This window comes from Desulfurispora sp., assembly GCF_052744395.1.
This window is the reverse complement of sequence record NZ_JBRAJI010000011.1, coordinates 50,590-64,389: the sequence shown is the minus strand read 5'-3', so window position 1 is coordinate 64,389 and position 13,800 is coordinate 50,590. Positions and strand designations below refer to the sequence as shown.

Here is a 13,800-nt window from a genome sequence, read left to right as displayed (position 1 = left end):
TGTTTTATGCCAGTCAGTTTAGGCCAAATAAAAATGTTGTAAACCTGTTACGTGCTTATAATTATCTTTTAAAACAGCGATATATAAAACAAAAACTTATTCTAACCGGTAATCCTAGTGTATTGCCTGAAATTGAAAGATTTATTTCAGAACATAACTTGGAAAATGATGTGCTTTGTTTGCATGGTTTAACAGCACAAGAGCTTGCCGCTTGTTACTATCTAGCCGATTTGGCTGTTAACCCCAGCCTTTTTGAAGGGGGGGTTCCCTTTACTTTTGCGGAGGCTGTATCTGTGGGAACTCCGGTGGTTATGGCACGTATTCCGGTAACTGAAGAAATACTTAGTGATCCGGAATTGAGTACGGAGACGCTTTTTAATCCTTTTGATTGGCGGGATATGGCGGCTAAAATTGAATGGGCTTTGGAAAACCGTCACCTACTATATGCGAAACAGCGCAAATTCTATGACGAAGTGCTTGCTAAACGCACATGGGCAGAGGTAGTTGATGAATATATTGAAATTTTAGATAGAATTGCCCAGTCAGGTAAGGAGGAGAAGTTGTGCTGCAGCAAGGGTTGTTAATATTGGGGTTTGGTGGACATGCTCGCAGTGTGGGGGATGTTGCATTACGCATTGGCTTCACAGATCTTCTATTTGTGGAACAAAATGCCCAACAAGGCGAGAGTTTCCATGGTTTTAAGGTTGTTAAAGAATTACCTCTGGTCATACCTGAAAATTGGCTGGCTTTTGCGGCTGCCGGGGATTATAAATATCGCATGCAACAACTAAAAGCACTTGGTCTGAAAAAATTCCCGATAGCTACAATTATTTCTCCCCTTGCTTATGTTGGTTTGGGTACCACTGTTGCTGCCGGGACTTTTGTTGCACACAAAGCATACTTGGGTCCGATGGTGAGTGTGGGTTCGGGGTGCATAATTAATACTGGGGCAATTGTGGAGCATGATTGTAAGATTGGTGACTTTTCACATATTTCAATAAATGCAACTATTGCCGGTAAATGTACAGTGGGAAAACGTGTTTTTATAGGAGCAGGTGCGACTATTATTGACAAGGTGAATATAGCCGATGATGTAATAATTGGTGCTGGAGCGACGGTTGTTGATGATATAAGCGAGCCAGGAGTATATGTAGGTGTACCAGCAAAACAGTGGCAGACAAAACTTAACTGATATACATTAAGTTATACATTAAGTCGCTTTTCTGTACTCTTGAACAAAAGTATGATGCGGAGATCATTAATGAAAATCGCCATCATCCACGATTGGTTGGTCACCTACGCTGGGGCTGAGCGCGTGCTTGAACAGATTTTGCATATATTTCCCGATGCGGATTTATTCAGCCTGGTGGATTTTTTACCTGGTGGACAGCGTGCGTTTATTCAAAATAAATCGGTTAAAACGTCATTTATCCATAAATTACCAGGAGCCAGGAAGAAGTACCGTATTTACCTGCCGTTTATGCCACTAGCGGTGGAACAATTTGATCTTTCGGATTATAATCTGGTGATTTCCAATTCTCATGCCGTAGCAAAAGGCGTGATTACCGGTCCAGATCAATTGCATGTTTCTTATGTGCATTCTCCCATGCGTTATGTTTGGGATTTGCAGCACCAATACCTGACTGAGACTGGTCTGGACAAGGGGCTGAAAAGTTGGCTGCTTCGTTATTTGTTGCATCGTGTGCGCTTGTGGGATTACCGTACGGCGGCTGGGGTGGATGCGTTTATTGCCAACTCCCAATTTATTGCACGGCGGATCTGGAAGGTTTATCGCCGAGACGCCGAGGTGATATATCCGCCAGTGGATGTGCATTCTTTTACTCTTCATGAGGAAAAAGGTGATTTCTATCTCACGGCTTCCCGTCTGGTGCCCTACAAGCGGGTGGATTTGATTGTGAAAGCTTTTAGTATGATGCCGGATAAAAAGCTGGTTGTTATTGGTGACGGGCCGGAGTACAAAAAAATTGCTGCACTTGCCGCAAGTAATGTTCAGGTGCTGGGCTATCAACCCTTCCCTGTTTTAAAGGACTACATGCAAAGGGCCAGGGCCTTTGTTTTTGCTGCCGAGGAGGATTTTGGCATTGTGCCTGTAGAGGCTCAGGCCTGTGGTACCCCGGTGATAGCTTACGGAAAAGGTGGAGTAAGGGAAACAATCCAGGGGCTGGATGCGCCCCAGCCTACAGGAGTGTTCTTTCACCCGCAGACAGTGGATGCTTTAATTGATGCCGTGCGCACTTTTGAGCAGTTGGGCTGTGTTATTAAACCGATGCACTGCCGGCAAAATGCTCTGCGCTTTGCTCCGGAGAGGTTTCGGGCAGAGTTGCAGGGATACATTAATAAGTTGCTGGGGAGAGAAGGTACATTATGATAGACACTTCAAGCACATATGCCGTTATTCTGGCTGGTGGCAGTGGGGAGCGTTTCTGGCCTCTTAGCACACCGCAGCGCCCCAAACAGTTTTTGCCTATTGTTGGCGATAGAAGTATGTTGCAGCAAACGGTCGATCGTCTGGCGGGTATTGTTCCGTCCGAGCGGGTAATCGTGATAACTGCTCGGGAATATGCTGGGCTAGTACGTGAACAGTTGCCGTATTTGCCATCGGAAAATGTTATCCTTGAACCCTGTGGGCGGGATACAGCGGCTGCTGTGGGCCTGGGTGCGCTACAGGTGGCCCGTCGTTGTCCGCAGGCTGTAATGCTGGTACTGCCTGCCGATCATTATATTGCCCGCCCGGAACGCTTTCGCCGCATATTGCGATTGGCTGTGGAAAAAGCATTTAACGGTGTGCAGATCGTTACGCTGGGTATTGTCCCACATCGTCCGGAAACCGGTTATGGCTATATTTGTTGTGATCAATTGCTGGGACAGGTGGAGGGCATAGAAATATACCGTGCGGTGCGTTTTACCGAAAAGCCGGTGCTGGAAACAGCCAGGAAGTATCTGGCTGAAGGCGGCTATTTCTGGAACAGCGGCATGTTCATCTGGCGGGTGGATCTGATTAATCGGTTGATTGATAAGCATCTGCCCGAGTTGTCAGCATTGCTCAGACGGGCGGATGACGCCTGGCGTTTCGGCGGTGCAGTGGCGGAGCAGGAGTTTTTGGCTGAGCACTATCATGGCTTGCCAAAAATTTCTGTGGATTATGGTATTATGGAAAAGGCGGACAATATTTTGTTGCTGGCCAGTGATTTCGGCTGGGACGATATTGGAAGTTGGACGGCGCTGGAGCGTTTGGGTGAGTGCGATGAGTGCGGCAATGTAGTCACAGGTCAGGCCGTATTGCTGGATACATACAACTGCCTGGTGCAGGCTGAAGGTGGGCTGGTGGCCGCTCTGGGTGTACGGGATTTGATCATTGTACAACATAACGGGACGCTGCTCATTTGTCCTAAAGAACGGGCGCAGGAGATCAAAAAGCTGGTACAGCGCTTGCCGGGGCGAGGGTAGGGCCGGGGGCAAGCTTATTTCTGGATTACGGGAGGCGAAAGAGTTGGCCAAGAAAAAGAAGCAGCAGGGCGCATTATCCACTGGCCCAGCAGCTCTGCCTGTGACTTACCACCTGGCCTTCTGGGGCCTGGCGTTGCTCTTTATTTTCCCCCCCTTCTTCAGGGGCCTGTTTTTTGCCACGGAACAGCAAAAGGCCCTTTTCTGGGCGCTGCTGGTGCTGGCTGCGGCCTGGCACTACCGCTTCCGGCAGGGGCAGGTGCGCCCCTTAGGCCATGTTATGGACTGGCTGGTGCTGGCTTTCCCGCTGGTTTATGTGCTATCGGCTTTTCGGGCGGTGAACAGCGGCCTGGCGGTGGACGAGATTGTCAAAACGCTGCTTTATTTTATTGTCTACTTCCTGGTGGTCACTCTGGTGCGTGGTGCGCTGGATGTGCGGCGCCTGCTGCAAATCATTTATTTGACCGGGGTGGGTGTAGCGCTGGCCGGTCTGGCCACGGCCACAGGCATTATACATATTAAAGACGGTTTTCTGGAAGGGCGCATTTACGGCACCTTTCAGTACGGCAATGCGCTGGCCAGTTATTTAATAGTTATCACTTTAACTGGCTTTTACCTGTGGCAGTCCAGCCACGGCCGGGATATGGCGCAGCTTTTGCGCCTGAGCAGCCGGTCATCTCTGCCTGCCTGGCTGGCCGGGCTTAATCCCTACTACTTTTTTTATGCTCTGACCAATATGCTGGTGCTGGTCACGTTGTTTGGTACGCGTTCCAATGGCGGCATTATGGTTTTTGCTGTAATTCTGCTGCTCTATTTCTGGGGTGTGCCGGCCGCCTACCGGGTGGCGGCGCTGTACCATGTGGCCGGTCTGTTACCCGTGGCCTTGCTGGCAGGGCTCAAGTTTACCGCGCTGGCGCTGGCCAATCAGTTCGACCGGGCCTGGCTGTGGGTGTTTGCCGCGCTCCTTTTCGCGCTGCTCTGGCAGGTGCTGTACAATTACGGTTTGAAGCTGGGCCTGTGGGAAAAACTATCCCGCCGCCAGGTGTACTTGCTGGCCGTGGGGGCCGGGCTGGTGCTGTTGGCGGTCGGTGTTTTCGCCTGGCAGTTCCAGGCCAACCAGCAGTTCCATGATAAGGTTATTACTTTGCTCAAGGTGCGCAATGTGCTGGAGCGCTTTGCCTTTCACGAGGCCGCACAGGAAATGTTCCAGCAGCGGCCGCTGCTGGGCTGGGGCGGGGGCGGCTGGCAGGAGTGCTACCGCACCTTCCAGAACTACGGTTACATTTCCACCCAGGTGCACGGCCATTTCTTCCAGGTGGCGGTGGAAGCGGGGGCTCTGGGAGCCGGGGTGTTCCTGGCCATCTGGGTGGTCTTCTTCTGGCTGGCCCACCGCTGCTATTATGGTACGTCCGACGCCGGACGGCGCCTTTTAGTCTGGACTCTGGCCTTGGCCGTACTGGGTGTGGGTTTGCACGCCTGGCTGGATTTTGATTTGTCTCTTTCCGCCCACGCCATAGTGCTCTGGGCCCTGTGGGGCATGCTGCGGGCTCTGGCTGTGCCGGCAAAGGCGCAAGGGGCGACCGGGCAGGGTAAGCCCGAGGGGCCCGCGGGCCTGCGGCCGCTCCTCTGGTATGGCGGTCTGGCCCTGATTGTTGTGCTGCTGCTGGGTACGGGCTGTTTGATTACCGCGGAAAAAGCGGCCCGCCAGGCGACCAGCGCGGCCCGCACCGGTCAGGGGGCAGTGGCTCTGCAGCAGATGCAAAAGGCGGCCGCTTACAACCCTTTCCGGGCCGAGTTCCATATCAATTTGAGCAAGCTGTATTTGCAAAAGGGGGACCAGCAGGCCGCTCTGGCGGAAGGGCAGCGGGCTTTGCAATGCAGTCAGTATGCTTCCCTGCCCCGGGCCAATCTGGCCAATGTTTATTTTGAAATGGGTGACTACGAGCAGGCGGTTTCCTACGCCCGGCAGGCGGTGCAGCAGGCTTCGCTGCAAAACCAGTGGTACGAGCTTTGGGGCCGCACCTGTTTTGCCGCTGGCACCAATCTTTTGATCAAGGGACAGCGGGAGAAAAGCGCCGCCTATTTGCAGCAGGCGGCGGCCGTGCCCGCAATGATCAAACAGCGCCTGGCCCGGGTGACCGAGGAAGAAATGAAGCTGTGGGTTCAGGAAAAGCTGCAAGAAACGCCGGCTGTACAGCTCAGCGCCGGCGCAGCCCGGTGTTTGCTGGGTGAGTATGCCCCGGCCGAAGCTATGCTCAGGCCCCTGCTCCAAAACCAGGAGCTCAAGGGCGAGGCCGCCCTGTGGCTGGCCGTGGCGGCGCAAAAGCAGGGCCGGGTGCCCGAGGCGCAGCAGTTGCTGCAGCAGGCGCAGTCTGCGGTGCCCGAACTGGCCAAAGGCTTCCAGTTCTTTGTGACCGCCGTGCCGGTGAAATAAAAGCGGGGGCTTAACGCCCCCGCAGGTTGCCCACCGCCAGGCCCACCAGGCCCTTGTGGCGGCTCAATATTTCGTCCAGCGCCTCCACCACCGCGTCCAGCTCGGGCCGGCCCACCGTGAGGGGCGGCTCCAGCCGGATCACATTGGGGTTGTTCAGGGTGTAGGCGGTGATAATGCGGTACTGGTTGAGCAAAAGGCCGGCTACCAGGGCGCCCGTGTACTCGGTGGCCAGCTTTTCCGCCAGGCCCAGGGTCAGGCGGTTGAATAAACCGCGCGGTTGCTCAAATTCCACCCCGATTAAAAGGCCCCTCCCCCGCACGTCGCGGATCAGGCGGTGTTTTTCTTTTAAAGCAAGCAGCCTTTTCATTAAATAGGTACCGCTTTCCGCCGCCCGCCCGGCCAGGTTCTCCTCCTGCAGCACCTGCAGCGTGGCCAGGGCGGCGGCGCAGGCCAGCGTGTTGCCGCCAAAGGTGGACGTGTGCAGCGTGGCCCGCTCCATACTGCCGTAGGCCTTTTGCCATACCTCCTCCCGGCAGAGGAAAGCGCCGATGGGCATCACCCCGCCGCCCAGCGACTTGGCCAGGCACATGATGTCGGGCTCCACATCCTCGGCCTGGCAGGCGAAAAGCGCGCTCGTGCGCCCCAGGCCGGTCTGGATCTCGTCGGCAATGAACAATGTCCCGTGTTCCCGGCACAGGCGGGCCGCTTCTTTCAGGTAGCCCGGCGGCGGCACGTGCACGCCGCCCTCGCCCTGCACCGGCTCCACAATAAATGCGGCCGCCTGCCGGTCGGCCAGGGCCTGGCGCAGCGCCTCCAGATCCCCGAAAGGTACGGCCTGGCAGGGGGCCAGCAGCGGGGCGAAGGGCTGCTGGTACTTTTCCCGCCCGGTCACCGAAAGGGCTCCGAAGGATTTACCGTGGAAAGAGCCGTGGCAGTAAATGAAGCCCGTCCGTCCCGTGGCCAGGCGGGCGGTCTTCAGCGCCCCCTCCACCGCCTCGGCGCCGCTGTTGCAGAAAAAGCTGCGCTTTAGGTTCCCCGGGGCCAGTTGCGCCAGGTTATGGGCCAGTGCTCCGGCCAGGGGGTTTAAGGCTGCCTGCAGCAGGTTGGGCCGGTCCTGCACTTTGGCCAGCGCCGCCAGCACGGCCGGGTGGTTGTGTCCCGTGTTCATGGCCCCGTAGGAGCCCAGAAAGTCCAGGTATTCATTATCTTCCTCGTCCCATATCCGCACGCCTTGCGCCCGCACAAAGCGCTTGTCGAATTTGAGCAGGCCCAGCATTTTGGCCAGGGCTTCGTTGCCATAGCGGCGGTGCAGCTCGGCGGTTTCCCGGCCGGTCAGCTGCAGGGCGCGGTCCAGTGAAATCAGTTGATTCATACAGTACCATCCTCTGGGAGTAAAATGGTTTCCTTTACAATAGCCTTTATGGTTTGGACAAATCCTCTGGCTTCCTCCAAAAGTTTTAAGATTTTGTCCTGACTGAAGCTGACTAAATCTGTATAATCACTTTTTTGCCTGTATTCGTATATCTCCATGTAAAATTTACCCAGGTGTTTGGGAACAATGTTCTTTTTGACCCAGTGCTGATTGAAAAGTGAGCGTACTCCGCTGTGCTTGGCGGACGACATTCCCCTGGTAAGCAAAAGAGCATTTACCGCATAAAAGCAGGCATAATAGAGCCGGTTTACCGTGGTGTTGTAATGGCCGGCATCTAATAATAAGACCGCTTCTTTTAATGCTTCATCGGCCCGGGCTAGTCGATAATCGATCAATACACGTTTTTCCTGCTGTTTAGACACTATAGATTCACCCCGTCTTTGCTTACAGAGTAGTGGAAAGGATGTGTCCGGAAGAGGGGTGATGACCATATGGTGGTCGGGATTACTGTTGTATTTAAGATAACATCACTATCCAGTTCAATTTCGTAAATTGCCGCCAGTATTTTTTCTTCCAGTTCCTCTATATCGTCTAGCTCGGTGTTGCCAACAACAGGTATCAGCACCAGCAGGTCGTAGTCCGAATCGGCCCGGGCGTCGCCCCTGGCCCGCGAGCCGAATAAGATAACCCTGGCATCGGGCACAATGGCCTGGATGGCCTGTTTGCAGCGTTTGAGCAATTGGCGTTCCTCGGTGGATAAATGCTCGGGCAGGCCGGACATGCTTTCAGCTCCCGTTAATCCATTTTAAGGAAATATTAGCACTTTTCCGCCCCGCGGTCAAATTATTTGTGCACAAAGCTGGGCACAAGAAAGCATGTTGGGGCAACACTATTTTAAACTGGTTTATTTTACAGGCACTGGATGCTATACTGTTAATAGTTAACAAAACCGGGGCGGTTAATGCGGTGGCCTGTGCGGTGGAAACCAGCAGCTATGGGCAGCGGATGCAAAAGGCGGGAGAAATATGGGGGGCAGGTGCGATTAAAGCCAGTGCGCAAAGTGAACTATGATAGTTACATGGAAAAGTTGCGGTTGAAGTCACTGCATCTGTATACACAGTGGGCTGCCTCCGGGAATAGTCCGGCCCGCTCCAGTAAGCCCCGGGAGCGGGAGGAAGACGTGTTGCTTTTTTTGCTGGATTACCTGCGCTGGCAGAAGGCCCTGGATAGCGGAATGATCGAGAAGATCGGCTCCCGGAGGTATCGCTGGAATGGGTGAGCAACAAACTACCTCCACCGGGCTGCGGTTAAGGCAGGGGTGGAAGATTACCTGCAAAAGGTCTGGCAGCAGAGCCAGGCTTATTTAAAGCTGTCAGCAGAGCAATAATAGGGCGATTAATTGCGGAGAATATATCTGCCATTGACACTGGTGGGCGCTGCCTATATAATATCCCTGTCAAGTAAAAATACTTGTCAGTGCCGCCGCGGGTGCAACTGCGCCGGCGGCGCCGGAGTAGCGCATGGAAAAGCACGCCTGGATGAACCTGCTCTATGATTTCTACGGCCAGCTGCTCACCGAAAAGCAGCGCCGGCTCATGGAAATGTACTACGCCGGCGATCTCTCCCTGGGTGAGATTGCCGAGCAGCTGCATATCAGCCGCCAGGCGGTGCACGACGTGCTGCGCCGCTGCCAGCTTACCCTGCTGCGCTATGAGCAAAAGCTGGGCCTGGCGGGCCGCTTTTTGCAACAGCGGGAGCAGCTGCAGCAGGCCCGCCGTCTGCTGCAGGAGACACTGACAGTGAACCGCCAGCCTGAGCTGGTTGGGTATCTGGCCAGGTTGCACAGGTTGCTGGAGGATGTGCAGCTTTAAAGGGTAAAAGACCGGGCGGGCGGAGCGGGCGCAGTGCCTCTGGTGAGTGAAAGCAAATGAGTGGGAATAAATAAGAAGAACAATCTGCCTCAACAAAGGAGGCGCTATCCATGGTTTTTTCCGGCCTGGCCGAAAAACTGCAGGAAACCTTTCGCAAGCTCAAGGGCAAGGGCCGCCTTTCCGAGGCCGATGTGGACGAGGCCCTGAAAGAGGTGCGCCGCGCCCTGCTGGACGCCGATATCAACTTCAAAGTGGTCAAGGACTTTCAGAAAAAAGTCAAGGAGCGGGCCATTGGCCAGGACATCCTCACCAGCCTGACGCCGGGCCAGCAGGTGATCAAGATTGTGCACGAGGAGCTTACCGCCCTGATGGGCGGCACCCAGGCCAAAATCAACCTGGCCCAGAAACCGCCCACCGTGGTTATGCTGGTGGGCCTGCACGGCGCCGGCAAAACCACCACCTGCGCCAAACTGGCCAACTATTTGCGCAAGCAGGGCAGAAGGCCGCTGCTGGCGGCCTGCGATGTCTACCGCCCGGCCGCCATCAAGCAGCTGCAGGTGTTGGGCAAGCAGCTGGACATTCCGGTATTCACCATGGGCGAACAGACCAGCCCGGTGGACATCGCTCGGGCGGCCCGGGAGCACGCGTTAAATTACGGCAATGATGTGGTCATTCTGGACACTGCCGGCCGCCTGCACATCGATGAGGAACTGATGAGCGAGCTGGAGGCCGTGAAAAAGGCCGTGCAGCCCCACGAGGTGCTGCTGGTGGTGGACGCCATGACCGGCCAGGTGGCCGTGGAAGTGGCCGAGACCTTCCACAACCGCCTGGGCCTGGACGGGGTCATCCTGACCAAGCTGGACGGCGACACCCGGGGTGGCGCGGCGCTTTCGGTCAAGGCGGTTACGGGCTGTCCGGTGAAGTTTGCCGGGGTGGGGGAAAAGCTGGACGCTCTGGAGCCCTTCCACCCCGACCGCATGGCCGACCGCATCCTGGGCATGGGCGATGTGCTCACCCTGATTGAAAAGGCCCAGGCCAGCTTCGATGCCGAGCAGGTGGCCAAACTGAACCAGAAAATCCGCAGCCAGGATTTCACTCTGGAGGATTTCCTGCAGCAGATCCAGCAGGTGAAAAAGCTGGGGCCGCTGCAGCAGATTATCGGCATGATCCCCGGCCTGGGCAACATGAAAAAGCTCAAAGACCTGGGCGACATTGACGATAAAGAGCTGGTTTATGTGGAGGCCATCATCAATTCCATGACGCCCTGGGAGCGGGCCAACCCGCACCAGATCAACGGCAGCCGGCGGCGGCGCATCGCCCGGGGCAGCGGCACCAGTGTGCAGGATGTCAACCGGCTGCTCAAGCAGTTCGAGCAGACCAAAAAGATGATGAAGCAGTTTGTGGATATGGAAAAAACGCTGAAAAAAGGCGGCAAGCTGCCCAAACTGCCCTTTATGGGGCCGGGCGGGCCGCCCGACATGCTGCGCTGAGCACGGCAGCGTGCTAACATTGCCGAGCAAGCCAAACCAGTAAAGGGAGGTGTGACATTAACATGGCTGTAAAAATTAGACTGCGCCGCATGGGGGCCAAGAAAAGGCCCTTTTACCGCGTAGTGGTGGCCGATTCCCGTTCGCCCCGCGACGGCCGGTTTATTGAGGAGATTGGCTATTACGATCCTCTGCAAAACCCGGCGGTGATCAAAATTGACGAGGCCAAAGCGCAGGACTGGCTGAAGAAGGGCGCCCAGCTCACCGACGCTACCCGGGCGCTGTTCAACAAGGCTGGCCTGCTGGGCGCCGGCAAGTAAGCGGTGCCGGTGCAGTGGCAAACGATGGGCAACCGTTTTAAAGGGGGCCATATAACCAATGAAAGAACTGGTGGAAGTTCTGGCCAGAGCACTGGTGGACCACCCCGAGCAGGTGTCCGTCAGCATGGTGGAAAAGGAAAAATCCTGCAACATTGAACTGCGCGTGGCTCCGGATGATATGGGCAAGGTTATCGGCAAGCAGGGCCGCATTGCCCGGGCCATCCGCACGGTGGTGAAAGCCGCTGCCACCCGGCAGAAAAAGAAAGCCAATGTGGAAATAATGTAAAGAGGGCCGCCGGTGCCCTCTTTTACCATATTTACCGCTCATGCTCCTGCGGCGGCCTGATGCACAGCAGACATAGCGTAAACAGCTGCATCCCGCAACGCCGCAGGGCATTGCCAGTATTACCGGGATTGACTGTATTAAACTGAGTGCCATTGGGGTGGCTATTTTGCAACTACTGAATCGCCTTACCATTACCCGGCCGGTGCTGATTAAGGCCATAGTCACCGAGCAGTACAAGCAGCAGGCTGCGGCCGGGCTGCAGCAGGAACTGGCTGCCCTGGACGCCTCACTGGCGGCCGTAAAACAACGCCTGCAACAGTTGCAGGCGCAGGAGGTGACCTTGGCCCGCCCGGGGCGACCGGGTCAGCTGCAGGAGCCCGGGTGCAGTACCGAAAAATGCGGGGCGGCACAGCCGGCCGGCAGTGGCGGGTCAGTGCCAGCTGCTGCGCCACAGGCGGCGGCCGTCTCCCTTCAGCAACTGCGCCGGCAGCTGGAGGAAAACTGGCGCCAGGCTGCCGAAAAACGCGGCCGCGTGCTGGAGCAATTAAAGGCGCTGGCCCGGTTGCCCCTGGGCGCCGAAGTAGTGCAGGGCCGGGCGGAGAGCCTGGTGGAGGTAGGGCCGGGCGATGACCTGGGCGCCATCATGCAGGTGGAAATAGTGGTGCGGGACGGCATCATTGAACAAATCCGGCAGGGGGAAAAGATATGTCCGAGCAAATGATCACCATTGGCAAAATAACCGGCACTCAGGGTAATAAAGGGCTGGTGCGCGTCTATCCGCTCACCGACTACCCCGAGCGCTTTTTCAGCATGTCGCAGGTCACCCTGCTGCTGGCCGGTCGCTACCTCACCTATCATATTGCCGAGGCCCGCGCCTACAAAAAGTTCATCCTGCTCAAATTTGCCGAAGTGCCCGACATGACCGCGGCGGAAAAGCTCAAAGGGGCGCTGTTGCAGCTGCCGCGCTCCCAGCTGGTGCCGCTGCCCGCCGACACCTTTTATATCTTCGACATCATTGGCCTGGAGGTTTACGACACTGCCGGCTGCCACCTGGGGCAGGTGAGCGATGTCATCCAGACCGGGGCCAATGATGTTTATGTGGTGGAGCGCCCGGCTGCCGGCGAGCCGGTCGGGGGTGGAGGGGAGGCCGCCATGGCGGGGCAGACCCGGCGCACTGCGGGCAAAGCCCGGCCCCCTCTGTTAATACCCGCCCTGAAAAGCGTGGTCAAACAAATTGACCTGGAGGCGCGACGCATGCGGGTGGAACTGCCGCCCGGCCTGGAGGGAGACCCAAGTGCTGATTAATATTCTCACCCTGTTTCCAGCCATGTTCAGCGGCCCTTTTGACGACAGCATCATCAAACGGGCCCGTTTGAGCGGCCATCTCACCATCAATCTGGTCAACATCCGCGATTTTTCCACCAACAAGCACCACACTGTGGACGATACGCCCTACGGTGGCGGCGCGGGCATGGTTATGGGGCCCGAACCCATTTTCCGGGCCGTGGAGCAGGTGCGCCGGCAGGCCTCCTCGCCCGGCAGGTTGATCTACATGAGCCCGGCCGGGCGGGTGCTTACCCAGCCCCTGGTGCGCCAGCTGGCGCAGGAAGAGCACCTGATCATCCTCTGCGGCCACTATGAAGGAATAGACGAGCGGGTGCGGGAGGTCCTGGTGGATGAGGAGATCTCCATCGGCGACTATGTGCTCACCGGGGGCGAACTGCCGGCCATGGTGCTGGTGGATGCCGTGGCCCGCTTTGTGCCCGGCGTGCTGGGCAAGCAGGATTCGGCGCAGGAGGAATCCTTCAGCGACGGCCTGCTGGAATACCCCCACTACACCCGGCCCCGCTCCTTTCGGGGCCTGGAGGTGCCCGAAGTGCTTTTAAGCGGCCATCATGAAAACATTCGCCTCTGGCGGCGGCGCCAGTCGCTGCTGCGTACCCTGGCCGCACGGCCCGAACTGCTCAAAGAAGCCTCCCTCACCGCCGAGGACAAAAAAATATTGCGCCGGGTGCTGGAGGAAATCCAGCAGGTTCTGGACGGTACGTAAACTTTTTTTAAAATAAAAACCCGGGCCGGCGCTGCCGGATAAACTTGCCTGTGGCTGCGCCGGCGTGCTATAATATTGGCTGTTGGATCAAGGGTGGTCCTCTGTCGGTATTGCGCCGCGACACGAACACCCCCAGGAAGGAGGCAGAAAGCATGAACCTGGTGCAGTCTCTGGAAAAGGAGTACTTAAAGCAGGAAATTCCCGCGTTCAAACCCGGCGACACCGTCAAGGTGCACTACAAAGTTATTGAAGGCAACCGGGAGCGGATTCAGGTCTTCGAGGGCGTGGTCATCCGCCGCCGCGGCGGGGGCATGAGCGAGACTTTCACCGTGCGCCGTGTATCCTACGGCGTGGGTGTGGAAAGGACTTTCCCGCTGCACAGCCCCAAGATCGACCGCATTGAAGTGACAAGGCGCGGCCGGGTACGGCGGGCCAGACTGTACTACCTGCGCCAGCTGCGCGGTAAAGCCGCCCGCATCAAAGAAGCCGGGAGAAGATAGGTACGGAAACAAAAG

At 56.5% G+C, this 13,800-nt stretch carries 17 protein-coding genes; 14 read left to right on the top strand and 3 right to left on the bottom strand.

Going from position 1 to position 13,800, the window contains the following annotated elements; translation table 11 throughout:
* From ACUVTU_RS04825 to ACUVTU_RS04805, 5 genes are all read left to right on the top strand, one after another.
* Nucleotides 1-584: glycosyltransferase (locus ACUVTU_RS04825; protein WP_445888823.1), on the top strand; the 584-nt coding region annotated here is incomplete at its 5' end.
* Nucleotides 563-1,192: an acetyltransferase gene (locus ACUVTU_RS04820; protein WP_445888822.1), complete on the top strand. Its 630-nt coding sequence runs from the start codon at nucleotides 563-565 to the stop codon at nucleotides 1,190-1,192. The genes ACUVTU_RS04825 and ACUVTU_RS04820, both read left to right, overlap by 22 nt.
* A gap of 69 nt (nucleotides 1,193-1,261) precedes the next feature.
* Nucleotides 1,262-2,389, top strand: coding sequence for a glycosyltransferase family 4 protein (locus tag ACUVTU_RS04815; protein ID WP_445888821.1), 1,128 nt, complete (start codon nucleotides 1,262-1,264; stop codon nucleotides 2,387-2,389).
* Nucleotides 2,386-3,468: a mannose-1-phosphate guanylyltransferase gene (locus ACUVTU_RS04810; protein ID WP_445888820.1), complete on the top strand. Its 1,083-nt coding sequence runs from the start codon at nucleotides 2,386-2,388 to the stop codon at nucleotides 3,466-3,468. Before ACUVTU_RS04815 ends, ACUVTU_RS04810 begins: the two co-directional genes overlap by 4 nt.
* 43 nt (nucleotides 3,469-3,511) lie before the next feature.
* Entirely contained in the window at nucleotides 3,512-5,899 is a 2,388-nt protein-coding gene (locus ACUVTU_RS04805; RefSeq protein WP_445888819.1) for a tetratricopeptide repeat protein, read from the top strand.
* Between the two features lie 10 nt (nucleotides 5,900-5,909).
* On the opposite strand, the gene ACUVTU_RS04800 is transcribed toward ACUVTU_RS04805, so the two are convergent.
* The 3 genes from ACUVTU_RS04800 to ACUVTU_RS04790 are packed head-to-tail and all read right to left on the bottom strand — an operon-like array spanning nucleotide 5,910 to nucleotide 8,052.
* The gene (locus ACUVTU_RS04800) at nucleotides 5,910-7,271 is read right to left on the bottom strand and encodes an aspartate aminotransferase family protein (RefSeq protein ID WP_445888818.1); all 1,362 of its coding nucleotides are present in this window, start codon (nucleotides 7,269-7,271) and stop codon (nucleotides 5,910-5,912) included.
* A complete protein-coding gene (locus ACUVTU_RS04795) occupies nucleotides 7,268-7,693 on the bottom strand; it encodes a HEPN domain-containing protein (RefSeq protein ID WP_445888817.1) in 426 nt (141 codons plus the stop codon). Before ACUVTU_RS04795 ends, ACUVTU_RS04800 begins: the two co-directional genes overlap by 4 nt.
* On the bottom strand, nucleotides 7,693-8,052 hold the full coding sequence (locus tag ACUVTU_RS04790; protein ID WP_445888816.1) for a nucleotidyltransferase domain-containing protein: 360 nt from the start codon (nucleotides 8,050-8,052) through the stop codon (nucleotides 7,693-7,695). Before ACUVTU_RS04790 ends, ACUVTU_RS04795 begins: the two co-directional genes overlap by 1 nt.
* 255 nt (nucleotides 8,053-8,307) lie before the next feature.
* On the opposite strand from ACUVTU_RS04790, the gene ACUVTU_RS04785 reads away from it, so the two are divergent.
* The 9 genes from ACUVTU_RS04785 to rplS all read left to right on the top strand — a co-directional run bounded on the left by ACUVTU_RS04785 (nucleotide 8,308) and on the right by rplS (nucleotide 13,785).
* The gene (locus tag ACUVTU_RS04785) at nucleotides 8,308-8,550 is read left to right on the top strand and encodes a hypothetical protein (protein ID WP_445888815.1); all 243 of its coding nucleotides are present in this window, start codon (nucleotides 8,308-8,310) and stop codon (nucleotides 8,548-8,550) included.
* A gap of 241 nt (nucleotides 8,551-8,791) precedes the next feature.
* A complete protein-coding gene (ylxM, locus tag ACUVTU_RS04780; RefSeq protein WP_445888814.1) occupies nucleotides 8,792-9,142 on the top strand; it encodes a YlxM family DNA-binding protein in 351 nt (116 codons plus the stop codon).
* Nucleotides 9,143-9,252: 110 nt separating this feature from the next.
* A complete protein-coding gene (gene ffh / locus ACUVTU_RS04775) occupies nucleotides 9,253-10,632 on the top strand; it encodes a signal recognition particle protein (protein ID WP_445888813.1) in 1,380 nt (459 codons plus the stop codon).
* Nucleotides 10,633-10,694: 62 nt separating this feature from the next.
* Nucleotides 10,695-10,949 (top strand): 30S ribosomal protein S16, encoded by a 255-nt coding sequence (gene rpsP / locus ACUVTU_RS04770; RefSeq protein ID WP_445888812.1) that lies wholly within the window; start codon nucleotides 10,695-10,697, stop codon nucleotides 10,947-10,949.
* Between the two features lie 58 nt (nucleotides 10,950-11,007).
* Nucleotides 11,008-11,235 (top strand): KH domain-containing protein, encoded by a 228-nt coding sequence (locus tag ACUVTU_RS04765; protein ID WP_445888811.1) that lies wholly within the window; start codon nucleotides 11,008-11,010, stop codon nucleotides 11,233-11,235.
* Nucleotides 11,236-11,401: 166 nt separating this feature from the next.
* On the top strand, nucleotides 11,402-11,956 hold the full coding sequence (locus tag ACUVTU_RS04760; RefSeq protein ID WP_445888810.1) for a YlqD family protein: 555 nt from the start codon (nucleotides 11,402-11,404) through the stop codon (nucleotides 11,954-11,956).
* Nucleotides 11,941-12,540, top strand: coding sequence for a ribosome maturation factor RimM (gene rimM, locus ACUVTU_RS04755; protein WP_445888809.1), 600 nt, complete (start codon nucleotides 11,941-11,943; stop codon nucleotides 12,538-12,540). The genes ACUVTU_RS04760 and rimM overlap by 16 nt, the downstream gene beginning before the upstream one ends.
* Complete coding sequence (trmD, locus tag ACUVTU_RS04750) at nucleotides 12,530-13,285, top strand: tRNA (guanosine(37)-N1)-methyltransferase TrmD (protein ID WP_445888808.1); 756 nt, start codon at nucleotides 12,530-12,532, stop codon at nucleotides 13,283-13,285. The genes rimM and trmD overlap by 11 nt, the downstream gene beginning before the upstream one ends.
* A 152-nt stretch (nucleotides 13,286-13,437) precedes the next feature.
* Nucleotides 13,438-13,785 carry a 50S ribosomal protein L19 gene (gene rplS, locus ACUVTU_RS04745; RefSeq protein ID WP_018085606.1) on the top strand — a complete coding sequence of 116 codons (348 nt, stop codon included), beginning with the start codon at nucleotides 13,438-13,440 and terminating at the stop codon, nucleotides 13,783-13,785.
* Nucleotides 13,786-13,800 lie beyond the last annotated feature (15 nt).